Annotated in this window: 25 protein-coding genes; 15 read left to right on the plus strand and 10 right to left on the minus strand. The window is 61.6% G+C overall.

Annotated features, from left to right (window positions below; genetic code table 11):
* Window positions 1-116 precede the first annotated feature (116 nt).
* The 3 genes from arsC to NO932_RS06750 are packed head-to-tail and all read right to left on the minus strand — an operon-like array spanning window position 117 to window position 1,996.
* The gene (arsC, locus tag NO932_RS06740) at window positions 117-539 is read right to left on the minus strand and encodes an arsenate reductase (glutaredoxin) (protein ID WP_309210993.1); all 423 of its coding nucleotides are present in this window, start codon (window positions 537-539) and stop codon (window positions 117-119) included.
* A 4-nt stretch (window positions 540-543) separates the two neighbouring features.
* Entirely contained in the window at window positions 544-1,635 is a 1,092-nt protein-coding gene (arsB, locus tag NO932_RS06745; RefSeq protein WP_309210354.1) for an ACR3 family arsenite efflux transporter, read from the minus strand.
* Window positions 1,636-1,639: 4 nt separating this feature from the next.
* Window positions 1,640-1,996: a metalloregulator ArsR/SmtB family transcription factor gene (locus tag NO932_RS06750; RefSeq protein WP_309210355.1), complete on the minus strand. Its 357-nt coding sequence runs from the start codon at window positions 1,994-1,996 to the stop codon at window positions 1,640-1,642.
* A 286-nt stretch (window positions 1,997-2,282) separates the two neighbouring features.
* Between NO932_RS06750 and NO932_RS06755 the strand changes: the two genes are divergently transcribed.
* A complete protein-coding gene (locus NO932_RS06755; RefSeq protein WP_309210357.1) occupies window positions 2,283-2,675 on the plus strand; it encodes a hypothetical protein in 393 nt (130 codons plus the stop codon).
* Window positions 2,672-3,907, plus strand: coding sequence for a hypothetical protein (locus NO932_RS06760; RefSeq protein ID WP_309210358.1), 1,236 nt, complete (start codon window positions 2,672-2,674; stop codon window positions 3,905-3,907). Before NO932_RS06755 ends, NO932_RS06760 begins: the two co-directional genes overlap by 4 nt.
* A 517-nt stretch (window positions 3,908-4,424) precedes the next feature.
* Here NO932_RS06760 and NO932_RS06765 read toward each other — a convergent pair.
* Window positions 4,425-5,714 (minus strand): multidrug effflux MFS transporter, encoded by a 1,290-nt coding sequence (locus tag NO932_RS06765; RefSeq protein WP_309210360.1) that lies wholly within the window; start codon window positions 5,712-5,714, stop codon window positions 4,425-4,427.
* Window positions 5,715-5,852: 138 nt separating this feature from the next.
* Window positions 5,853-6,221 carry an OsmC family protein gene (locus NO932_RS06770; RefSeq protein ID WP_309210361.1) on the minus strand — a complete coding sequence of 123 codons (369 nt, stop codon included), beginning with the start codon at window positions 6,219-6,221 and terminating at the stop codon, window positions 5,853-5,855.
* A gap of 1,001 nt (window positions 6,222-7,222) precedes the next feature.
* Between NO932_RS06770 and NO932_RS06775 the strand changes: the two genes are divergently transcribed.
* The 13 genes from NO932_RS06775 (at window position 7,223) to NO932_RS06835 (ending at window position 18,621) form a co-directional block, all read left to right on the plus strand.
* A complete protein-coding gene (locus NO932_RS06775) occupies window positions 7,223-8,317 on the plus strand; it encodes an ABC transporter permease (RefSeq protein ID WP_309210362.1) in 1,095 nt (364 codons plus the stop codon).
* Window positions 8,318-8,326: 9 nt separating this feature from the next.
* Window positions 8,327-9,589, plus strand: coding sequence for an FtsX-like permease family protein (locus NO932_RS06780; protein ID WP_309210364.1), 1,263 nt, complete (start codon window positions 8,327-8,329; stop codon window positions 9,587-9,589).
* The gene (locus tag NO932_RS06785; protein WP_309210365.1) at window positions 9,582-10,307 is read left to right on the plus strand and encodes an ABC transporter ATP-binding protein; all 726 of its coding nucleotides are present in this window, start codon (window positions 9,582-9,584) and stop codon (window positions 10,305-10,307) included. The genes NO932_RS06780 and NO932_RS06785 overlap by 8 nt, the downstream gene beginning before the upstream one ends.
* Before the next feature lie 55 nt (window positions 10,308-10,362).
* Window positions 10,363-10,818 carry a MerR family DNA-binding protein gene (locus tag NO932_RS06790; RefSeq protein ID WP_309210367.1) on the plus strand — a complete coding sequence of 152 codons (456 nt, stop codon included), beginning with the start codon at window positions 10,363-10,365 and terminating at the stop codon, window positions 10,816-10,818.
* On the plus strand, window positions 10,815-11,033 hold the full coding sequence (locus tag NO932_RS06795) for a heavy-metal-associated domain-containing protein (RefSeq protein ID WP_309210368.1): 219 nt from the start codon (window positions 10,815-10,817) through the stop codon (window positions 11,031-11,033). Before NO932_RS06790 ends, NO932_RS06795 begins: the two co-directional genes overlap by 4 nt.
* 86 nt (window positions 11,034-11,119) lie before the next feature.
* Entirely contained in the window at window positions 11,120-11,704 is a 585-nt protein-coding gene (locus NO932_RS06800) for a hypothetical protein (protein WP_309210369.1), read from the plus strand.
* A 126-nt stretch (window positions 11,705-11,830) separates the two neighbouring features.
* Window positions 11,831-14,287 (plus strand): cation-translocating P-type ATPase, encoded by a 2,457-nt coding sequence (locus NO932_RS06805; protein ID WP_309210371.1) that lies wholly within the window; start codon window positions 11,831-11,833, stop codon window positions 14,285-14,287.
* Window positions 14,288-14,299: 12 nt separating this feature from the next.
* The gene (locus tag NO932_RS06810) at window positions 14,300-14,662 is read left to right on the plus strand and encodes a nuclear transport factor 2 family protein (protein WP_309210373.1); all 363 of its coding nucleotides are present in this window, start codon (window positions 14,300-14,302) and stop codon (window positions 14,660-14,662) included.
* Window positions 14,663-14,762: 100 nt separating this feature from the next.
* Window positions 14,763-15,968 carry an MFS transporter gene (locus NO932_RS06815; RefSeq protein ID WP_309210374.1) on the plus strand — a complete coding sequence of 402 codons (1,206 nt, stop codon included), beginning with the start codon at window positions 14,763-14,765 and terminating at the stop codon, window positions 15,966-15,968.
* 133 nt (window positions 15,969-16,101) lie between these two features.
* Window positions 16,102-16,458 carry a heavy-metal-associated domain-containing protein gene (locus NO932_RS06820; RefSeq protein WP_309210375.1) on the plus strand — a complete coding sequence of 119 codons (357 nt, stop codon included), beginning with the start codon at window positions 16,102-16,104 and terminating at the stop codon, window positions 16,456-16,458.
* Window positions 16,455-17,144 (plus strand): cytochrome c biogenesis protein CcdA, encoded by a 690-nt coding sequence (locus tag NO932_RS06825; protein ID WP_309210377.1) that lies wholly within the window; start codon window positions 16,455-16,457, stop codon window positions 17,142-17,144. Before NO932_RS06820 ends, NO932_RS06825 begins: the two co-directional genes overlap by 4 nt.
* 10 nt (window positions 17,145-17,154) lie before the next feature.
* Window positions 17,155-17,388: a heavy metal-associated domain-containing protein gene (locus NO932_RS06830; RefSeq protein WP_309210379.1), complete on the plus strand. Its 234-nt coding sequence runs from the start codon at window positions 17,155-17,157 to the stop codon at window positions 17,386-17,388.
* Between the two features lie 288 nt (window positions 17,389-17,676).
* Complete coding sequence (locus tag NO932_RS06835) at window positions 17,677-18,621, plus strand: LysR substrate-binding domain-containing protein (protein WP_309210380.1); 945 nt, start codon at window positions 17,677-17,679, stop codon at window positions 18,619-18,621.
* Here the strand turns inward: NO932_RS06835 and NO932_RS06840 are convergent.
* The 5 genes from NO932_RS06840 to trbL are packed head-to-tail and all read right to left on the minus strand — an operon-like array spanning window position 18,593 to window position 23,125.
* Complete coding sequence (locus NO932_RS06840; RefSeq protein ID WP_309210382.1) at window positions 18,593-18,856, minus strand: DUF2274 domain-containing protein; 264 nt, start codon at window positions 18,854-18,856, stop codon at window positions 18,593-18,595. The genes NO932_RS06835 and NO932_RS06840 overlap by 29 nt on opposite strands.
* 3 nt (window positions 18,857-18,859) lie before the next feature.
* A complete protein-coding gene (locus NO932_RS06845; protein WP_309210384.1) occupies window positions 18,860-20,071 on the minus strand; it encodes a TrbI/VirB10 family protein in 1,212 nt (403 codons plus the stop codon).
* A complete protein-coding gene (trbG, locus tag NO932_RS06850; RefSeq protein WP_309210387.1) occupies window positions 20,068-21,093 on the minus strand; it encodes a P-type conjugative transfer protein TrbG in 1,026 nt (341 codons plus the stop codon). The genes NO932_RS06845 and trbG overlap by 4 nt, the downstream gene beginning before the upstream one ends.
* Window positions 21,090-21,773: a conjugal transfer protein TrbF gene (trbF, locus tag NO932_RS06855; protein ID WP_309210389.1), complete on the minus strand. Its 684-nt coding sequence runs from the start codon at window positions 21,771-21,773 to the stop codon at window positions 21,090-21,092. The genes trbG and trbF overlap by 4 nt, the downstream gene beginning before the upstream one ends.
* Window positions 21,773-23,125 carry a P-type conjugative transfer protein TrbL gene (gene trbL / locus NO932_RS06860; protein ID WP_309210391.1) on the minus strand — a complete coding sequence of 451 codons (1,353 nt, stop codon included), beginning with the start codon at window positions 23,123-23,125 and terminating at the stop codon, window positions 21,773-21,775. Before trbL ends, trbF begins: the two co-directional genes overlap by 1 nt.
* Between the last annotated feature and the right edge of the window lie 4 nt (window positions 23,126-23,129).

Here is a 23,129-nt window from a genome sequence, read left to right on the forward strand (position 1 = left end):
GGTCGCTGTTGTTTACCTTGACAGTGCTCGAGATGTACGGGGGATGGCCCGCCGGATTCGGGGTGATCGTCCTTTTTCTGGGAGCCCGCATGCCAAGTTCGGGTAGCACCCAACGCTCAGCCGACTCGCCGCCCTTCCGAGTCGATCAGCAGGGAGCCATCTTCCTTGTGAAACGGCCCGGGCGGCAGTCGGTCGAGGAGATCCAGCACCGTCTCGCTCGGCCGGCACAGCTTCACGCCCTTGGCCGTGCAGACAATCGGCCGATTGACCAGCACCGGGTGCTCGACCATGGCATCGATTAACATCTCATCGTCAATGGAACGGTCGAGCAGCCCGAGCTCGGCCGCCGGTGACTTTGTCTCGCGCAGCGCTGTGCGCGGAGTGAGACCAGCCGCGGCGAAGAGGCCCAGAAGCTGTGGTCTAGTCCAGCCGGTCTTGAGATATTCGATCACGGTCGGGCGATGTCCCGCTGCTTCGATAATCGCGAGCACATTGCGCGAGGTACCGCAATCGGGATTGTGATGGATAACGACATTCATGGGATCAGCCACGGGTGGCCTCCTGAAATCGTCCATCCTCTGCACGTGCTGCCGCGGCACGCCGCTTGACCGCGGGGCCTGCGTCGTACCAGCGGCGCGTGCTATTTACGATTTTCACGACCGACAGCATCACCGGCACCTCGATAAGGACGCCAACCACGGTCGCAAGCGCCGCCCCCGAATTGAATCCGAAAAGGCTGATGGCCGCGGCGACCGCCAGTTCAAAGAAATTGCTGGCGCCGATGAGCGCCGACGGTGCCGCCACGCAATGCGTCTCGCCGGTTGCGCGGTTGAGCAGATAGGCAAGACCCGAATTGAAATAGACCTGGATCAGGATTGGCACCGCCAGCATCGCGATGATTAGCGGCTGCGCCAGAATCTGCTCGCCCTGGAACCCGAACAGCAGGACCAATGTCGCCAGGAGCGCGACGAGTGAGACTGGTTGCAAGGTCTTCAGGATAGCGATCAGAGCAGCCTCGCCGCCGCCCGCCATAATCGACCGGCGTGCGAGTTGGGCAATGATGACGGGCACTACGATGTAGAGCGCCACCGACAGGAGCAGGGTCTCCCACGGCACGGTAATGGCGGATAGGCCAAGAAGAAGCCCCACCACGGGTGCAAAGGCGACGATCATGATGAGGTCATTGAGCGCGACCTGGCTCAACGTGAAATGCGGTTCTCCATCGGACAGGTTACTCCAGACGAACACCATAGCGGTACAGGGCGCAGCAGCGAGAAGGATGAGGCCGGCGATATAACTGTTGATCTGGTCGGCCGGGAGATACGCTTTGAATAGCCAACCGATGAACAACCAGCCGAGCAGAGCCATCGAGAACGGTTTGACGCCCCAATTGATAAAGAGCGTCACGCCGATGCCGCGCCAATGCTCTTTCACTTGTCCGAGCGCCGAGAAATCGATCTTGACCAGCATCGGTATGATCATCAGCCAGATCAACACCGCCACGGGCAGGTTGACCTTGGCGATCTCAGCCGAGCCGACCGTCTGGAAGAAGGCTGGAAAAAAGTGGCCGAGCGCAACGCCGGCAACGATGCAGAGCGCGACCCAGGCGGTCAGATAACGTTCGAATGACGACATGTAGCTAATCCGGTATTGCCGGAGAGTGCCCGGCGTCGATGGCTTGAAGAAAGATTGCAAGCGGGCCGATTGCCCGGCGATCGAGCGAATAACAAATCCGCGGGCGGGCGATTTCGCCGACGATGAGCCCCGCCTCCTTCAGGATGCGCAGATGCTCGGATGTCGTCGATGCAGCAAGCCCGATCTCTTCGACGAGGTCGCAGCCGATGCACGTCGTTCGCCGCAGGAGAGTGTCGACGATCTGGACCCGCGCCGGATGGGCGAGAGCCTTGGCAATCTTCGCCACCTGTTCATGCGTGGGCACGGCGAACGGCACCGTGGCATCGTTCCGCTCGCTCGTTCCCAATTTGGGCGTTGCCACTGAATCGCTCCCATTCGTCAATCGACGAAACACGAATAATGCCATCCGCGCCGTGTTTCAAGAGCAATGGACAACGATATTTGATTATGGGAACGGCTTCGGCAGTCGCGTTCGTCCTGCTATGCCCGCCGTCGGGATTCTCGACCGCTTTTGTCGATCGAACCGTCTTCGTATGGAATCTGTCGTGGCCTGCTCAGTGGTGTATTCCGGACCGTTCGGAACGTCCTTGACACCGTACTATAGTCCAGAGGTTAAGTTGCGCACTCCGTGAGGAGGAGCACGACGCATGCGAGAGGCGGTGATCAGCAGGGTGCTGCCGGCGGTGTTCGCCGCCCTGGCAGCAATTTCGCTCACGGGATGTAGTGAATCAGAGTCGGGACAGCGGTTCACCATGGTGGGTGAAGAGCGGGAAGTCCGAGGTATAGTGACCGATGCGAAACTTACCCTCTGTGCGCCGACGCCTGACCAACCCGGAACCTGTGAGGGCACGCTCACGGTGCAACCTGCAGGGGCCGGCGAGGCGGGGCGGATTGCGATTGAAGTGACCCGAAACGTGAGGCTGATGAAGGACGGTCAGCCAGTATTTCTTCCGCAACTCAAGGGCACTCAGGCAATCATCAAGTACCGAGCGAGCCAAGAGGGCCCGAGTGTAGCCACCTCGGTGACCGCGAGCTCATGATTTTGCCGCATCCAGGCAAAAAGCCCAGCAGAGCGGTTTCAATAATGCTGGGAGGCATTGCACTCGTCTCAGCGTCGGAGGCGGCCGCCAAAGACGCGTGTGTTGCTACAACGGTAGCTCAAGGTGCGGCCGAAACGGCTGAGAAATTCGAAGCCGAGGAAATTGCGCAGGAGGAAACGCGGGGTTCTAACCTAGCGGACGAGCAGTCAGCAACCGCACCTTCGCTGCTCTGGAAGGGACTAATCCAGGCAGGCCTGATCAGCCGTTCGGATCCACGTGGCGAGCCAGCGAACGAGTTTCGCGTGCGGGAGGCGCAAATCAGCGTCGAAGGAAGCCCGATTGAAGGCACGCACTTCTTCGTCGAAGTTAACTTCCCGGGTCCGGGAGAGCAGGTAGAACTCAACGATGCGGCTGTGACGCTCGATGTCACAAGAGGAGTGCGGGTCGTCGCGGGTCAGCTTCGCGTTCCACTCAACCGTCCGGCTGTGAGCGCACGGACTTCGCTCTTCGTCACTGAGCCGCGTGCAGCTGGCCCCGTCCAGCGTAAGGCAAGAGACCGCGGTATTAACGTGGTCCTCACGCCCTTCAATGGTCGTATTCTTTACGAACAGGCGCTGGTGAACGGAAACGGAATTCAGACAGGTGAGCTTGGTAATGATAATGACGGCCTTCTTCTGCAGGGGAGACTGGTGTGGTTCGCAACTGGCGAATGGCCGCTTCCGCTCCCGGCACAGACGGATCTGCAGAACTCTCCCTGGAGCACATTCTTCAAGGCCGGCTGGGCCTCGGGCACTTTTGAGAAGGGCCTCGTCGAGGCGTCGAGATTGCAGGTAAGGGAAACTACCTGGAACGTGGGCCAGGCAATCGTCGGAAGAGGGTTCTACACCTACTGGCAATACAGTCGGGCCTTATCGGCGGGCGAATCGAATTTTGACTCGAACTCGTTCTCCATCACGTCCGGCTACGCCTTTCCGATTCGCCGCTACCTCCCGGTCAGTGGCGAGGCGCCTCGCGCGGTCCGGGATGCTTGGCTGGAGCCCAAGTTCCAATTCGAGGTGCTTCGGTACGACGATTCCTCGCTCGCACGCCGGCTGGACCGAAAAATCTACCGGTATGGCATCAATTACTATCCACTCGGCATTCCGAACGTACGCCTGATGATCGACAATGAAGTCTCTGTCCGCCCACAGCGAAGCGAGACGCTTCTAATCTCTCTCCACTACATGTTTTGAATTGTAGCGTTGAGCAGACCATGTTCTCGGCGCAACTAGCTGACAAGGCCCCTCCGAGACCACCACAAAGCGGCCAACGGAATTGCGAGCCATTGTGCGACCGGTGAAAGACCGACATCAATTAGCGGGATAATTGGCATAATCTCAGCGTACGCCCATGTTCGAAAAACGGCGACGTTGAGCCACTCGCCTGCGATAGTGCCGAGTATGCCTAATGAGATTACTACCAACGCGACAATTCCGTAGCTGCGCTTCGGCCAGAACTCATCGCCCACGACGACCAATGCGACGATGAGCGCACTGAGTGCGAAGGCGATATCGGTGAGGATGCAGCTGACTAGAAAGAGGCCTACTCAGAGACTGAGAGCCGCCTGTGAAATCGTGTATAGTGAAAAATGTAGCAGCTCCCAGAGAGTGTGGCCACCTGCCGAGACCAGGAGGTAGCGTCGGAAGAAGATTAGCCAAACCCGAGGCCCTGGCTGCTGGGGCCGCGCGTCAGGTCCCTTCGCCTCTATGCTCATTCTTGGCTCTTTCGTTTAGGGCTTCTCGGCTGGATCGTCTCTTCCTTGGCCTTTGGCGCAGTAAGGAAGTGTCGGGCGTAGGTGAACCACGAGAGATACCCCGCGAGCGCCAAGGACAGCAGACCGAACGCCAGGTGTATGCCGGAGGCGCCGAGCACCGGTGCAAGGACAGCCGAGGTAAAGGTCATCACCATCGTTTGAACGAAGCCTTGCATTGAGGCCGCCATACCCCGCAGTCCCGGAAACATGTCTAGCGTTAGCAGCGTGATGCTGGGCATAGCGAGTGACATGCCGGTGGTGTACAGCGCCACCGGAAGGACCGCCCATGGAATATCGGGAGGAAGGAAGCCGTTGTAGGCCAAGTTCAGCGCTATGGCGGAAAACATGATGGCGTAGCCGCAGCGTACCGTCGCGCGGCGTGGAAACCGCTTCGCGAGCCTGCCGGATAGGTAAGATCCGAAGATCACGCCCGACATGGCGGGGATGAACAGCCAGCCGAACTGGTCCTGGTCCAGGCTCAGGTAATCGATGATGAACCAAGGAGCTGAGGACACATACAGAAAGAAGCCGGCGAAGTTTCCGCTCAAGGCAAGCGACAGAAGCCAGAAGGGTTTGGATCCGAGCACGGACTTGTAACTGCGGACCAACTCGGCCGGTCGCATCGATGTCCGCCTGTCGGGCGGGAGCGTTTCCGGCAGGTATGCGAAGCTGGCGACGAGCTGCACAAAACTGAACAGCGCCAGGAAGATGAACACCGACGGCCACGAAAACCACTTCTGCAGCCATCCGCCGAACACGGGGGCGATGGCGGGAGCGAGACCGAATATCATCGTTACCTGCGACAGCAGTCTTTGCGCTTCGGCACCCTCCAACCGATCGCGGATCACTGCGCGTCCGACCACGCTTCCGGCCCCCACCGAGAGGCCCTGGAGCGTTCGGAACAACATCAAAAGCGCAAGGGAGGTTGATAAAGCGCCGGCTATCGAGGCAGCGAGATAGACTGATAGTCCGACGAGAACGACGGTTCGGCGGCCGAAGGCATCCGAAAGCGGTCCGTGCAACAGCATCATGAAGCCGAACGCGGCCATATAGATGCTGAGGGTCTGCTGAAGTTGAGCTTGTGTAGCCCCCAGGCCGACCATCAGCGCCGGAAAAAAGGGCATGTAGGTCGAAATCGAGAATGGTCCTAACATCGTATAGCTGCCGAGGAGCAGCGTCAGGCGACTCTTTTCCGATTTATGGTTCTCGACCGGAGGAGACAGGTCGCCTTGAAGAGGGTGGTTCACGATCAATCCACTACGAGGTCTATGGGGGCACTCGTTCTGACGGTGTGGCCATCCTCGGGGCGGCCCCACGCTCATACGTTGCGCCATGTTCGGCGTTCATTCAGCTAAGTCGCGCCCGCGCGGCTTTTCGAGCGAGGGTTACGAGACGATCCGTCGTGAGATCTCCGCCCCCTGTTGGAGCGTGGCGTGGATTGGACACAGATCCACCAGCCGATTGACGGCACCCAGGCGCCCCAACGGAAGTCCCGGCCAGCGGAGCTCGATCTCCAGCTGAGCGATCCGCTTAAGCCCGTCATTCGTCATCTGCCAACTGACGACGATTGTCAGTGCTTCGATCGGGATCGCGGCGTTTTCCGCCCACGATGCAATCATTAAGGTCGTACAACTCGCAAGCGACGCTCCCAGCAAGTGATAGGGCGAGAGCGAAGCGCCTTCGGAGATGATCTCAAAATCTTCACCGACCAGTTCCAGCCGAATACGGGCCTCGTCCTCTAGGATCAATCTCACTGCCTTGTTCCTGCAACTTACGTTCATGTGGAAGCGCGGCGTTCAGTCACCGATCTCCAATGAAAACGCGGAAATGCCTTGGATCGGAACGAAAATGCGCAACGGGCTGCCCAATAGAGCAACCCGTCACACGGTTGCCGCGGATAGCGTCAGGCGGCCTGCGCAACCCGCCGGCACTTCTCGGCACAGCGGCGGCACGCCTCGGCGCAGCGGCGGCATTCTTCCATGTCGTGCTTGTCGCATTCGGCCGCGCAAGCTTCGCAGATGGCAGCACAGAACTCGGCCCAGCGCTGAGTATTCGCTGAGTTGCGGGCCATGACCCGACCTGTGAGCTGACAGAGGTCGCTGCATTCGATGCAAAGGCGAAGGCAATCGGCTAATTCCGGCCCCGCGCCAATGCAGCAGTTGACGCAGGTTTCGCAAGCGATTGCGCAGTCGAGACAGGCTTGGATGCAGTCCTGTTGGGGTTGCTGTTGTGCCACGTTTCAATCTCCTCTCAGTGGTTGCTCCCCCCTTTGAAGCGGCTGTGGCCGAATCCTGGGCGGTCCGAGTTACAGCCGCGCGCACTGTAGCCGCCGTAGTATGGTACGGGGTCAAACAGAATCTGCAGTGCCCCGATACGGAGGAGCTGGGGCTAAGGAGGTGCGTGCCTGTCGGATGGAGTCGGGCGTGCTGGACGAGAGCGCGGTGATGCGGCGCTTCGTCTTTGCTGGGCCATGGCGGCCCTCGATGCTTCCGCCAGATTCTAATTGCCGTAGAGCGCTCCGTTCCAGCTTCAACCTGTGCCACCCGCACACTTGTGAGAAGCGGCTTGACTCCGTATCTAGGTACGGATGCTAAGGTTGGAAATCGATCCGACAGTGCGCCCTTTTGCTTGCGCGCCCGATCTGGAGTGAAGAATGAGTGCAGTTACAAGAGGGCTGCGAAACCCCTTCCGCACCCGGGTTCGCACCGGGGTCGTGGTTCTTCTCCTCGCGATCATTATCGGCCTCTTCGCCGTGATGGTTCAGGGCGCCTTCCAGACGCGCGCCAAGCTCGAGAGCCTCCAAGCGAATGTCCGGACAGTGGTGGAGCTGCGCGAGGCCGGCGCCTTCGGCACGGGTGGATTCGGCGGCGACAGGCCGGTTGGCGCCGACGCATTCTCGGTTGGGACCCTCGATCAGATACGGCGCATCCCTAACGCCGAGCATATCGTGAAAATAGAGGAGTATATCCATGCGCCTCAGGTCGATCCGTCGAGGCCGAACGCATATGCGATGATCATCGGCTTGCAGCCTGGCGCGCCGATGCGCGCGATCGGGGAGGTGGATTACGAGAATGCCGAGATCATCGAGGGACGGGGTCTCGGCGAGCAGGACGTGGCCCAGGATGTCGCCGTCGTCGGCCGGGTCTATGCCCAGGAGCGTCTCGGGCTCAATGCGGCGAGCGGCGAGGCCTCACTCCAGGGCAGGATGATCACCCTCCAAAGTCAGCCGCTGCGAGTGGTTGGCATCTACGCCACCGGCAACGATTTCGGTGACAATCACGTCTTCGTTCCGCTGGAAACGTTCCGGCGCATCTACAATCCCGGCGACAAGCTCTCGAAGATCCGCGTCAGGGTCGACTCGATCGCCAATGTCGCGGCCGTCGCGAACGACCTGCAGCAACTGCCGGGCGTAGATGCCGTGACCGCCGCCGAGCAGGTCTCGACGGCAAAAACGACCCTCGGGAGCATGGCGGCTGCTACGCTCTACGGATCATTGCTCCTCTTTGCGATCGGCGGCGTTCTTGTCGTTTTCATCATGATCCTGGCGACGCGTGAGCGGATCAACGAGATCGGCACACTTAAGGCGATCGGCGCCTCCAATTGGGAGATCGTGAAGCAGTTCCTCGCTGAGGTCCTCGCGGTGACGGCACTTGCAGCCGCGGGCGCGGTGGGTACGGCCGCTCTCTTCGGAACAGTTCTTCGGGCGGCGTTGGACCTCGAGCTCAGCATTGATCAAAACACGTTGCTCTTGATCCTGCTGGGCGGGTTCGTTTTCGCTGCCCTTGGCAGTCTGTATCCGATCGTTAAGGGCATTCGGCTGAGCCCGATACAAGCCATGAAGAACACTTGAGGAGGCCGCATGGGCATGATCATCTTGGGTCTGCGCAATCTCCTGCGGAACAAGGTCCGCCTTGTCCTTGTCGCAATCCTGATCGGCGTTCCCTTTTTCCTGCTCCTCGCGATGTATTCGATCGGCGACGCGATGCAGCGGCAGACGACCGTGCTGAACGAGAACGTCAATACAGTCCTACAACTTCGCGGTCGCGGCTCAATGGGCCATGTGAACATGGTTGGCCAGGATCGTCTTCTGCCGCAGGACACGCTGGAGAAGGTGCGCGGGATCGAACACGTCAGACAGGCAGAGCCGTATCTCCTCGCGATGGCGCCGATCACGCCGCCGAACTTCGTCATGCATGTCGGCTTGGCACCGGGCGCGGTAAAGCGGCTCGAGTCGCACGGCGAGGCCGGCAACCCTCGGATCATCGCTGGCCGGGACTTCATGCCTGAGGATGCCGGACAGGACGTCGCCATCATCGGCCAGGGCTATGCCGAATGGGCCGGGATTAGGCCCGAAGATGTCGGCAAGGCGACGCTCACGATCGACCCAACCCGCACCCATCCGGCGATCTTCGGAATGGATCGGCCGACGCGGGAACTGCGGATCATTGGCATGTACGCCAGCGGCTATATCTTCGGCGACCTCCAGCTCTTCATGCCGATGGAGACGTTCCGCTCGATCTACGGCATCGATCAGGGAATCTCTTGGCTATTTGTCAACGTCGACAACGTCGAGAACGTACCTCTGGTGGCGCAGCGGCTGCGAGAGGTGGTCGGCGATGTCGCGGATATCCTTGTTCCCGAAAGCGCCGCCGTATTCACGGCGACGACCAGTCAGAGGGTTACGCAGCTCACCAGCGTCGGCGGCATCCTGGCTGTAGCCCTGATGGTCATCGTCGTCTTCTTCGTGCTCCTGATGATGGTGCGCGAGCGCGCTCGCGAGATCGGCACATTGAAGGCGATCGGTGCGAGCAACGGCGGCGTCACCGCCCAATTTCTGACGGAGGCCGTAGGGTTGACGCTGCTTGGCGGTGCTCTTGGGCTCCTGCTCTTCCTCGGCATCGGCGAGATCGTCACCGGACGCTTGTTCGCACTGAGCATCGGGCCGTTTCTGCCGAGCCACTACAAGCCGCTCTTTGAGAGTCTCGCGATCAACAGCAATCTTTCGGCTCCGACTCTCGCCCTCGTCCTTGCCGTCGCCGTGCTCGCGGCGGTGGTCGGTAGCGCCTACGGCGTCTGGCAAGCCGTCAAACTCTCTCCGCTCGAGGCCATGAAGCATGAATAAACCACTGATCGACAACCTGCTTGTTGAGCTGCGTAGCGTCTCCAAGTCCTATCGTAAGGGCAGCGAGACGGTCGACGCGGTCGCCGGGATCGAACTCACGATGCAGGAAAGGGGCATGGTGGCCATCGTCGGCCCAAGCGGAAGCGGGAAGTCGACGCTCTTGCACATGATCGGGGCAATGGACCGGCCAACACGGGGCGAGGTCCTCGTCGCCGGGCAGGCCGTGAATAGGCTATCGTCAGGCGAGCTGACGCGCTTTCGCCGGCAAACGGTCGGGTTCGTCTTTCAGACCTTCAATCTGATCCCGAACCTGACGGCGTTGGAGAATGTCGCTTTGCCGATGGAGTTCAACGGCGTCAGCGCCTCGGAGAGGAGCGTGAGGGCGAAAACATTGCTTGAGCGCTTCCAGCTCGGGCAGCGCTTGAAACATCGTCCCCGCGAGCTGAGTGGCGGCGAGATGCAGCGTGTTGCGATCGCGCGCGCCGTGGCCAACCAACCGCGCCTGGTGCTCGCCGACGAGCCCACCGGCAATCTCGACTCGCGCTCGGGACAGATCATCTACGAACTCCTTCAAGAGGTATCGCGGGAGCGAACGGTCATTGTCGTTACACATTCAGAAGAACTGGCCAGACTCGCCGATCGGGTCATCCATATTCGGGATGGACATCTCGTGGATGGGCCGAATTCAGGACATAAGTTGGTTTCTGTTACGCGCTGACGCCCTTCATGAGAGCCGCTCTCCGCACGAAACTCAGAGCTATCGGGAGATGAGCATGCAAGCATTCACGATCAGCAAAGCCGCTCACGAGGCGGGAGTGGGCGTCGAAACTGTCCGATTTTACGAACGGCGCGGCTTGATCGAGCAGCCAGAGAAGCCGGGACACACCGGATACCGACACTATTCTGCTGAGACGGTGAGACGAATCCGTTTCATCCGCAAAGCGCAACAGATTGGCTTCTCGCTCCGCGAGATCCAGGAACTGCTGTGGCTGCGCGCCGATCCCTCGGCGGATTGTAGCGACGTACGCCAGAAGGCGGCCTCAAAGATCGATGAGGTCGATGAGAAGATCATTGAGCTCAAGAAGATCCGCAAAGCGCTAGAGAAAGTGATCGCGGACTGTCCTGGCCGGGGGGCACTGAAGGGGTGCACCATTCTAGAGGCGCTTCAGGAGGGGGACCGGCTTGAAAATCAAACGTCCTCTACCCGAACACGAAGGAAGATCAGATGAAATCCGTCACGCTAAAGATCGAAGGTATGCACTGCAACGGCTGTGCAGAGAACATCAAAGCCCTCGTCAGTTCTGAGGCGGGCGTACGCGGCGCCGATGTTTCCTTCAAGGACGGCCAGGCGCGCATTCTCTTCGATCCCCAAACTGTCAGGGAAGATCGCCTTGTCGAAGTGATCAAGAAGGCAGGCTACCAAGTTCCGGCTCGGGGTCAGTGACCGAGCTGGGAGTTTTTCAACTCGTAGCCCTTCCAATCGGGCTCGGCCTTCTCGGCTTTGTAGAACCATGCTCGATAGGATCGACCTTGGTTTTTGTAAAGTACCTCGAAGGCAAGACCTTCGCAGATAAACTTGCCCAAGTCGGTATCTTTGCGGTCACTCGTGCAGCGCTCATAGGAGCATTGGGCGTGGCGGCCGTTGTCATCGGCACCGCCTTCATAGGCTTCCAAAAGGCTGCCTGGATCGTGCTTGGCGCGATTTATGTGGCGATCGGCCTCTTGTACACTTTCCGCCGCGCTGGATCGTTGAAGATTTCACTTGGCCCCGGCCTCGGCGGCCTGTCTGGGTCGCGTGGTTCGGTCGCCTTGGGTCTGTTGTTTGGCCTCAATATTCCAGCGTGCGCTGCGCCGTTGATATTTGTCTTGTTGGGTATGGCTGCAGCAGGCGGCGTGAGCGGTGCAACCATTTCGGCTGGCTTTGTTTCATTGGGTCTTTTCGGGCTCGCCTTGTCGTTGCCGATCGTGGCAGCGGTCCTCATCCCGTCTGCGCGGCGCGCGCTGGATTGGCTGTCTGCCTTATCGCGACGGCTACCGCTCTGGACCGGTTTGCTGCTCGTCGTCCTTGGCCTCTGGTCGATCGGCTTCGGCTTATTCGCCGAGATCAAGGCGTAGCTCATGAGCCGGGCAGAAATACGCGCCAATGCCGCTTGACTCCGTAGTCTGGTACGGAGCGTAGACTCGGCTTCAATAGGACAATGCCGGCGGTTCGCCGGCAAATGTTGGACCGGAGGTCAGGGCATGAACACGGCTACAGCGATTGCACCACGCGCCCAGCCTTGGAGCGAGGAGCCGGCGAGCCGACCCGATCGGGCTAGGATACGCGCCCGGATTGGCGGTCTGCATTGCTCGCTTTGCACTGGAACGATCGAGAAGGCACTTGGCAGTCAAGCAGGCGTCGACAAGGTCGCAGTAAGCCTCACGCATGAGCAGGCGCTGGTCGAATACGACCCGAGCGTCGCCCGCCCCGAGGCGTTGCTGAGAATCCTGCGCGACATCGGCTATACAATTTCAGATCCACGCAAGGTTCGGCCCTTCGAAGAGGAGGAGCGTGAGCTCGTCCGCGAAGGTCGCCGTTTTCTCGTTGCGACCGCGTTTAGCCTCCTCGCCATAGCCCTAATTACCAACCCGATGGGTATCGCGGCCCTCGCCATCCATGGCGTGGTATTTTTCAGCCTCATCGGGTTGATGTTCCTCGTGCTGCGAGCACGAGGCATCGCTCCAGCAATTCTCGGATCCGGCGGATTGGGCATCGCCGCACTCGCGCTGATGCTCGTGAAGGAGCAGGCTTGGTTCGCTGCGGCTGTTCCGTGGCTTGTCGCCGCCATGGCCGTAATCCTCGTCTTCGGCATCGGACGCCATATTCTGGTGATGGCGGCGCAGGCACTGCGACGGGGCATTCTTAATCAACATGTCTTGCTTGAGACGGGTGCCTTCGCCGGCATCATCGGCGGCATGATCGGGTTCATCTTCTCCCCCGCAGCCTACCCGACGGCGGCCTTTTTCGCCGTTTCAGTGATGGTCACGACCTACCACATCTTCTCGGAATGGCTCTCGCTGATCGTCAAGACCCGCAGTTCGCAGGCGGTGAAACAGCTCCTCGATCTTCAGCCGGAAACCGCGCGCGTCGAGCGCAATGGCCAGGAGTTGGAACTGCCGATCGCGGAGGTGGCGATCGGTGATCTCGTCCGTATTCGTCCTGGTGAGCGCGTGCCAGTCGATGGTGAGGTGGCTAGCGGGCATTCGGCGGTCGATCAGTCCTTCGTGACCGGCGAGCCGATTCCGGTCGAGCGGAAAAAAGGCGACGCGGTGATCGGTGGTTCAATCAATGGCAATGGCACGTTGCTCGTTCAGGTGCGAGCGGTCGGCGAGGGAAGCTTCCTGCACAAGGTGATTCGCGAAGTCGAGGATGCTCGGGCACTCAAGCCCGGCCTCTTGCATCTCGTTGATCGAGTTCTCCAGGTTTATACGCCGACGGTTCTCGTTATTGCGATGCTCGCTCTTGTCGGTTGGCTGGTCGGATCATGGCTCATATCAGGCGAGGTCGACTTGGAACGGGCAATCTTCGCCGGCTTGAGCGTGCTTGTAATGGGATATCCTTGCGCGGTGGGTATCTCCGCGCCGCTGTCAATAGTGCGCGGTGCTGGTGAGGCGGCCGAACGGGGCGTTCTAATGCGCACGGGCGAAGCCTTCCAAGGCTTCCGTCTGGTGAAGACCATTGTTCTCGACAAGACCGGCACGCTTACTCAGGGCAAGCCTGCGGTTCGTGAGATTGAGGCCGTTAATGGCGAAGAGGATGAGCTGTTAGCGTTGGCGGCAGCGGCAGAAGCTTCCTCTGAACATCCGCTCGCGCAAGCAGTGGTAACGGCGGCTTTCGAGCGAGGCGCCGTCCCGCCAGACGTTGGGTCCTTTGAGGCTGTACCCGGCAAAGGCATCGCTGCGAAAATCGATGGCGGGGAGATCCTGGTCGGCAGCCCGCGCTTTCTCTCGGAGCGAGGCGTGGATCTTTCGACGCTTACTGATCGAATTGCGGCGCTGGAGGAAGCCGGCCGGACAGTGATCGCCGTTGGCAGACACGGACAGTCGCTCGGCATCATTGCCCTAGGTGACACGCTGAAAACCGATGCCAAGGAAGCAGTTGCGAGAATGAGGTCCGACGGGCTTCGCCTGATTCTGCTGACCGGTGACAATGAGCGCGCCGCGCAAAAGGTCGCGCGAGACGTCGGCATAGACACTGTGCACGCCGGCATTCTGCCCGATGGCAAGGCGGAGATCATCCGAAAGCTCCAAGCGGGGGGAACGAGGGTCGCGATGGTCGGCGACGGTATCAATGATGCCCCCGCATTGATGCAGGCGGATGTCGGTGTCGCCATGGGCGGCGGCACCGACATCGCGATCGAATCTGCTGACATCATCATCCTGTCCAATCGCTTGGACGCCGTTCTGGTCGCGCGCCAGATCAGCCGGAGGAGCTACCGTAAGATGCTCCAGAACGTCACTCTCGCCTTCCTGTTCAATGGCGTCGGAATTCCGATCGCCGCAACGGGTCTCGTCTATCCCGTGTGGGCCATGGTGGCGATGGCTGTCAGCGTCACCGCGATCTTCTTCAATTCGCTATGGGGACGGCCGCAGCTCTTCTTTGATGCGGTCCTCAGCGTCGGGAAAAAGATTGAGTCGCCTTTGCCTCAGACGGCGTGAAGGAGCACGGCAATGGGACCGATAAAGCATCGTGCGCCGGCGGAAGTGCTCGACGATCATCTGCATGAAAGTCAGCACGGCACTGTCGAGGACGATCTGGCGCGGAATTATGCCGAGGATCTGGTCGTGCTAACGGCGAGCGGCGTCTTCAGAGGCCACGACGGCTTACGTCAGCTCGCACAGCGGCTCAGAGAAGAGCTGCCTGATGCCATGTTCGAATATAAAAACCTGCTCGTTGAAGGCGAGCTCGGCTTCCTCGAGTGGAGTGCACACGGTGGCGGTGCAGAAGTCGAGGACGGCGCAGACAGTTACCTAATCCGGAACGGCAGGATCGTGGGCCAGACGATTCATTACACTGTGAAACCAGCAAACTGATGATCATCCTTTATGACAGAGATTCGAACAATGCCGGTAGCAGGAACTTCGGCGCAGCAATCGCGGATCGCTTCAAGCCGCTCAGGCTGGGGGTCAACCAGTGACGGCGGCGACATCTAAGGATGAGACGAACGTCCGGGAGCGCCTGCTCTGGCTGCTTTCCGCCGTTACATTCTTCATCTTCTTCCAAGCATATATGGTGGCGCCGATCATCCCGCGCCTGTCCGTGATCTTCGCGGAGCCGATCCAATCAATCGGGCTCATCGTGCCAGCGTACTTGGTGCCGTATGGCGTAGCCACCTTGGTCTACGGCTTCATGGCGGACCGGGTAGGCCTGTGGCGCATCATGATCGGATCTCTGGGCGCGTTTGTCGTGCTAACTGCACTGACAGCGACCGCCCGATCGGTCGAGATGCTTGCGTTTTGGCGTGTACTAACCGGCCTGGGCGCCAGCGGAGTGGTGCCGCTCGCGTTGGTTCTCGTCGGCCGTCTCTACGCCTACGAACGACGAGGGAGGCCATTGGGCTGGCTGTTCGGCGCAATGGCGGGCGGCATGGCTTTTGGTTCGACATTCGGAGCGATTCTCGAGCCGTTTATAGGTTGGCCCGGATTGTTTCTTGCGGTGGGGTGCGCCGCCGTGGTGCTCGGCCTGTTGATATTGCCGTACCGGCACTTCGTCGTGGGGACCGCACAGCCCGTCACAGGAAATTTCAGTGATCTTGTTCGCGGCTATCGATTGATCCTCGGAACGCCGCGTGGTCACCGCACTTATAGCTATGTCCTGCTAAATTCGATTTTTCATGCCGGAGTATTCACCTGGCTCGGCGTATATTTCGAGCAAAGATATGGTCTGGGGCCTGTGGGTATTGGCCTTGCCTTGTTGGGCTATGGCATCCCGGGATTTGTCTTTGGTCCGATCATAGGTCGAGCTGCAGATCGTTGGGGGCGAGGCCGGCTATTGCCCATCGGACTTGCCCTTGGGGCTGTGGGCGCGGCAACGCTCATTCTGGATTTACCCCTGATCGCTGCAGCGATGGCCGTGACCGTCCTTTCTCTCGGCTATGATATGACGCAACCGCTGTTCGCCGGCATAGTAACAGCGCTCAGCGAAAGACCTGGGCAAGCTATGGGTCTGAATGTCTTCATGCTGTTCCTAGGCTTCGGGATCGGCAGCCTCGCATTCGGCGAAATACTTCGGCTCGGTTTCGGGACGTCCCTCAGCCTGTTTGCAATCATTGAGATTTTGTTGGCTGCTTTGGCTATACGTTTGTTCCGCTCCGAGATCGTGCACGGCAGCGCGGTCTGATGCGCCTATAGGAGCCACATCGGCCTTGCCGGCGCTCCGGAACCGCTTGACTCCGGACTGTGGTACGGAGGGCATAATTCCCCGAGTCAAGGTGCATTGTGTTAGGCGCGAGCACCATCATGGAGAAGGCGCTATGACGATCAGGAGTGCAAAGACGAGATTGCCTCGCGCCCGTTTGGCCTCACTGCTTTCGCTCGTCGCGGTGCTTCTCGCTGTCGTTTTCGCGGTTGGGATGGCGACAAGCTCGGCTTCCGATAAAGCTGTAGGAACGACGGTCGTCGTGCCGGTAACCGGTATGTCGTGTGTGAGCTGTGCCGCGACGATCAAGCAAACCGTCAAGAACATCGATGGCGTATCTAATGTCGAGGTGAGCTTGGCGGCCAGGACGATGCGTGTGACCTATGCCCCCGCACGTGTTTCGCCCGACCGCATCGTCGCCGCTGTCAACGCGCTCGGATATCAAGCTGGGACCCCGGTGGAGGCGAAATGACGTTGGAGTCTGCATTGCAGTCGATCCAACCTGGCCTCACTGGAGGTGGACTGTTGCCTGCAATAGGCACCACGTTTCTCGCGGGTATTTTGGCAAGCGCGGTTTGTCCGTGCACGTTGCCTGTTGGACTCAGCGTCGCGGGTATGGCCGGAGCATCTGACACCGGAGGTCGTCACGACGGGCTCGCAATTGCAAGCGCTTTCTTCGTTGGCATCGTCGGAAGCCTCACAGCGCTTGGTCTCTTTGCAGGTCAACTCGGCGCATTGGCCACGGAGTCATTCGGCCGCAATTGGGCGCTCGCGATGGCGATCATCTCGTTCTCGGCTGCAGGACTCGCTTTTTGGCGACCGCGGGTGTCATTTGATCGACTCCGTGCTTTGCGCAGGCCGGGGGTGGCGGGGGCTTTTGCCTATGGGCTGGTGTTCAGCCTTGGCACGTCCGTGGCCCCGCTCCTCCTCTTATTCACGGTCGTTGCCGCGACTGGCGCGCCCAAGCTCGGCGTACTTCTGGCGTTCTTCTTCGGCGTTGGGCGCGGTCTTCCCTTCCTGCTCGCCGGCGTTGCGGCAAGCACTGCCACCCGCTTTACGCGCCTCGGCTTATTGGGCCGCCCGATTCAGCTCGTGAGCGGCGCCGCTCTCGTCTTCGTCGGATGGTACTACGCTCAGGTTTACGCCGCATTGCTCTAATGGAGGACAAATGACCACCCGCCCCAATCTTGATGTGACAGTGACGTTGGAGGTTCCGGGAATGGTCTGCGATGGCTGCGCAGAGAAGATCCGCGGGATCCTTACCCAGATACCCGGCATACACCAAGTCAAAACAAAACTCTGGCAGAAGCAGGTGCAGGTTACCTTCAAAAGGGAAACCGTGAGTGAGAAGACAATTGTACACGCGCTGTCCCAGCAGGGTTTCGACGCTGCCGCAGCCTAGAAAACTCGAGGATCTGGTGCTCGATGCATTCAGGCGCGCCTCTGACGAGGATCGGCTCGATGTCGCTGAGCATCTGTTGTGCGCTCTTGAAACCCTCGCTGGCCGCGATGAACGAGGGGGCCGATGTCAAGTGCCGCAAGGTCGCTTGAGGCAGGCCTATTGGGTGATAGCCCACCGGGCTGACCACCGGCGATGATGTGGCCCAGCGCCGATGAACCGTCCGGCACGATGCGAAGCAATCTTGATCCAATGCTCGATCGGTGAACTTCTTGCCGACGAGCGTGGCGTGTGCAGCTAGTGGAGCTGCGCCATCTTCGCTATGTCGTTGCGGCTGCCGAGTGCGGCAGCTTCCGGCGTGCGGCGAAGGCGCTGGAGATCCAGGAATCCGCGATAAGCCGCCGCATTCGAGATCTGGAAGATGAGATCGGCGCCGCGCTCTTTATCCGTCACCATGGCGGCGTCCGTCTCACTCACGCCGGGGAACGATTCCTCGCGCGCGCGCGCCGGGCGCTGAGCCAGATTGGTCACGCGGCGATCGACGCGGGTTCGTGCGGGCGTGGTGAAGCGGGCGTCGTTCGCATTGGGATATTCTCTTCACTCGCTTCAGGCTTCCTGTCTGATCTGCTCCGTACCTATGTCGTAGCGAATTCAGGCGTCCGCCCCGATCTCATCGAGGGCGGCCCAGCGGGCCACATTATTTCCGTTCAGAGGCATCACCTCGATATTGCCTTTCTGACAGGCCAGCCGATCGCAGACGGGTGCGATGTGGCGCATTTTTGGAGTGAGCGGGTCTATGTCGCGTTGCCGAGCGGTCATGAGCTAGCGTTAGGCTCCGAGATCTCGTGGAGCGATCTGGCAGACAGGCAGTTCATCATCAGCGAGATCGACCCCGGTCCGGAAATTCACGACTACCTGATCAAGCATCTCGCCGACCTGGGCCGTCATCCTAGCGTCGAGCGTCATCGCGTGGGCAGAGACAACCTCATGCATCTCGTGGCGATGGGGCAAGGTCTCACCCTTACGAGCGAGGCGACGACGGCAGCGTGCTTTCCCGGCGTGGTCTATCGCCCGCTGTCCGAGGAGATCTTGCCGTTTTGCGCAATATGGTCGCCACAGAATGACAATCCAGCCCTGAGGCGCCTGCTCAGTCTTGCCAGAACCATGTCAAAGCGATCGAAGTCCGGCCTGGTGGGAGCATCGAGGGTTACTGCCGCGGCGTCCCGCTTGACGTAACTGGCTGACGACTACCACCGCCTTCTCGGCGTGCCCTTGCAAAGCCCCGATCTGTCGCCATGAAGCGCTCGATCATCGGGCAAATCAATTTGACGGGGTCGCCCGCGGATCGTCCCGTCTCTCTGGCAAGCACCTCGGCGTAGGCGACCAGGTCGCGGTGGACGGCCGCCGGCAGTTCGAGCGCAACCTTCACCGGCTTGTCGTCATCGATTGCCCCAAGTTTGAGTTTCGCCATGGCTCAGCCTCCGTAAGGTTCGAGGACGAGGTCTCGCGTGACAATGACGCGCACAGGGAATCCCGGGCGGATGGTCAGCGTCGGCGCGACGTTCAACTGGCGACGGACGATCTGCTGGCCCGCATCGTTGATGGTGTCCTGCCCGCCGTTGCGGATCGCCTGGATCAGGCGGTCGTCATCGTTCGTGGCGAGCTCGGCCCCGATGCTCAGCAGCGTGGAGAGACCTGCCGCTTTGGCCAGATCCCACCAGTGATAGTCGACGCCATCCTGCAGGCCGGCATAGCCTTCGGTGTCCGCGCCTGGCTGGCGCTCGAGCACGATCGACCGCCCGTTCGGGAATATCAGCCTGTTCCAGACCAGCAGCACGCGGCTTTGGCCGAATTGAACATTGTTGTCGTACTGGCCGATGATCCTCGTGCCCTGCGGCACGAGAAGTATGCGGCCGGTCGGGCTGTCGTAAATATTCTCAGTCACTTGCGCGGTGAGCTGGCCCGGAAGATCGGAGCGGATGCCGGTGATGAGCGCAGCCGAGATCACGGCGCCCGCCTGAAGGATATTGGGCGACGCCGGAGCGGCGACGCGATCCGGCGCGAGGGTGCGCCGATCGGCGGCGGCGTTGAGAAACGCGAGTTGCCGCTCTTGAGCCGTCGGTGTGGTGGGCTGCGGCGCAAGTCCGAGGCTGGCGAGGTCGGGCGCCAGTGGCGGCGCGCTCGCCGCCGTCCCGGGGCTTGACGACCCCGTCGGCCGGCTCTCCGTGCCGGCGAAGAGCCTGCTGGTGCGCGCGGTCTCGATCTCCTGCAGGCGGCGCTGCTCCTCGGCGCTGAGGCCGGGGGGTGTCGCGACGCCCACGGGCACCGGCTGGCCGCGATTCTGCGCGCCCAGAATCGGTCGACCGAGGTCGCCGGGTAGAGGCGGGCCGAGCCGCGGAACAGCACTGTAGTCACGCGGCAGCTCGGCCAAGCCGTCGGCGGTCGATCGGTTCTCGGTCGAATAGAGTTCCTCGGCGGGCTTGCCGCCATCGCGCGTCTGAAGCGCGTAGATCAGCGCGCCGCCGATGCCCACGCTCGCGATGAGACCGATGCCGGCGAGCACCTTGCGCGAGAGCCGCGTGACGCGCGGCGCCTCGCCCCGGAGCCGCATCGGGGCGGCCGCGTCGCCGGCCGGCCCGAGCAGCGGCGCGTCTTCTTCCTCTTTCCGGGGTTCAGGCTCGCTCACGATGTCGGCCTCCCGTCGGTGCGTACGATCCGCACGCGTTTCTGACGGTCGCCGGCGCCGAAGCGCAGCTCGGCGGCTGCGAAGAGACGGTCGACGATTATGTAATTACCGCGGACACGGTAGTTCACGAGTTCGGAGGTGTTGCCCTCGGGGCCGACCACGAAGAGCGGCGGCATTTCCCCCTGGCCGATGCCACGCGGAAACTCAATGAAGACCTGCCGGCCGTCGTCATAGGCCCGTAGCGGGCGCCATGGGGCGCGATCACCCTCGATGGCATAGCGGAAGTTGATGTTGGCCAGGTCGACGCCGGTGGCGACGGGGCGTGCGGCATCGGCCTGCGCATTCTGGCGGCGCAGGGCGATGAGCTGATCCTGCGGATACTGCCAGGAGACAGAGGCCATGTAAGTGCGCTCGGTCGAGCGCAGCTCCATGTGGTACGTGCGCAGATTGGTGTTGATGACCAGGTTGGTCATCAGGTCCGCGCGGGTCGGCTTCACCAGGATGTGGACTTGCATCGTTGCGCCCGAGCCGCTCTGCGTGTCGCCGATGATCCAGCGGACCGTGTCGCCGGCGGCGACCGGCCCGGAGCCGACGAGCTGCTCGCCGGGCTGGAGGGCGATATCGGTGATCTGCCCGACGGCCGTATAGACCTGATAGAGCGCGCCGCCGGTGTAAGGGTAGACTTGCATGGCGTTGATGAAACCGTCGCGCACCGGCTGCACGCGCGCGGCGGCGTTGGCCTGATTGACACGGGCCGTCGGATCGGCGGGCTCTGGGGTTCGGCGCGATTCTTCGACGGGCTTCATCTGCCCCGGTAGCGGCAGCGGACGCGGAAGCTCCACCACCTGCACCGGTCCCGGCGGATCGGCCGTCTGCACGGCCGGCGCCGCGTCGTCATAGGAGATCTCGGGCGGTCTCTGCGTGGTGGCGCAGCCGGCGAGCGCGGTCGCCGAAAGCAGCAGAGCCGTGAGTGTGGATGTGCGATAAGCCGGATTTCCGGCTTTACGGAAAGACGGCTTCATTGCCCAAGCTCCCGTGACCAGTTGATGGCGTTGACGTAGATGCCGAGCGGGTTCGCTCGCAGCCGATCGGCGTTGCGAGGGACCTGCACGACGATGGTGAGGATGGCGGTCCAGCGGGTCGTCTCGGCGAGCTGGCCGTTCTCGTAGCGGCGCTCGGTCCAGGCGACGCGAAAGCTATCCGGCGAAGCGCGGATCACGCTCGAGACATCGACGGCGATCTGCTGCCGGCCGACCTTGGTGAAGGGGTCGTTCGAGCGCGCATAGTCATTTAGCGCCATCGCGCCGCGATCGGTCGTGAAGTCGTAGGCGCGCAGCCAGTTCTGCCGGACGATGATGGCGTCGGACGGAATCGAGCGGACCTGCTCGATGAAGCGCGCCAGATGGAAGGCGATCTGCGGATCGGTGGGGCGATAGTCAGCGACCGCGGGCGCGACCGCCTGAGCCTGGCCGAGCCTGTCGACCTGAACAACCCAAGGCACGATCGTCCCACGCGCCGATTGCCAGACAAGCGCGGCGGCAAAGCCGGCCGAGAGAATCAGCGATCCGAACGCCATGAGGCGCCAATTCTTCGCCTGGACGCGGGCGGAGCCGATGCGCTCGTCCCAGACCTGCGCGGCGCGCCGGTAGGGCGTCTCTGGTTCGGGAGTCTTGCCGTAGTGGGTGGAGGGTCGTTTGAACATCAGCGGTCGCTTTCGGAGAGGTTGATGGAGGAGCCGCCGCCATGACTGTCGCCGCTGCGCACGGCGTGGGCGGCCGCCGTCACGCCGTGGCTCAAAGCCTGGGAGCGCTTCATGCGGCGGGCCCAGGCAGGCGGCCCGTCAGCGGCCGGCGACGCGGCAGCATCGGCCGCACTCCCGCCGATAGAGCCCATGGTCGATGTGCCGCCGGTGGCTTCGAAGGCGGACTTGGCGCCGCCCGAGAAGCTCGACCGCATGCTGTCGGCGGTCCGCGACGCGGCGCGACGGAGTGGCGAGGTCGCCGCGCCACCTGCGGCGCGTGCGACGCCGCTAAGGCCCGAGGCGACGCCCGCCGCGCCCGTTTGTCCGGCGGCGCCGAGGCTGTAGGCGGTCGAAGCGCCTCCGGCGAGCGCGGCGCCACCGCGCGCTGCGGCGGCCGCCCCGCCGGCGAGCGTAGCGCCGCCGGCAGCGGCAGCGCCAACGGTGGCGGCGCCGGCGGCCACCATGCCGCCCGCTGCGAGCCCCGTTCCGACTGCCGCGCCGGCGCCGAGCTGCGGTCCGCCCGCGACGAGGCCGTTGGCGATGCCGGGCCCGAAGATGCCGAGACCGAGCAGCGACAGCGCCGCGAGCACGATCGCCATCGCCTGGTCGATGGTCGGATTGGCCCCACCAAAACCGGCGGTGAATTCGGAAAACAGCGTCGAGCCGATGCCGATGATGACGGCCAGCACCAGCACCTTGATCCCCGAGGAGATCACGTTGCCGAGAACGCGCTCGGCCATGAAGGCGGACTTGCCGAAGAGACCAAAGGGAATGAGCACGAAGCCGGCGAGCGTCGTCAGCTTGAACTCGATCAGGGTGACGAAGAGCTGGACGGCTAGGATGAAGAAGGCGAGCAGCACCAGCGCCCAGGCGAGGAACATGCACGCGATCTGGATGAAGTTTTCGAAGAAGCTCCAATAGCCCATCAGGCTGGAGATGGACTCGAGGAGCGGCCTGCCGGCGTCGAGACCGGTCTGCGCGACCTTGCCGGGGCGCAAGAGGTCGGCCGTCGTGAACCCTGTGCCGGAGGCCTTCAGACCGAGGCCGGCGAAGCTCTCGAAGACGATGCGGGCGAGATTGTTCCAGTTGCTGATGATGTAGGCGAAGACGCCGACGAACAGCGTCTTCTTGACCAGACGTCCCATGATGTCGTCGTCAGCGCCCCAGCTCCAGAACAGGGCGGCCAGCGTCACGTCGATGACGATCAGGGTGGTCGCGATGAACGCGACCTCGCCCCCGAGCAGGCCGAAGCCGGAGTCGATATAGCGGGTGAAGACCTCTAGGAAATGGTCGATGACGCCGGTGCCGCCCATGATG

This window comes from Pelagibacterium sp. 26DY04, assembly GCF_031202305.1.
GTDB lineage: Bacteria > Pseudomonadota > Alphaproteobacteria > Rhizobiales > Devosiaceae > Pelagibacterium.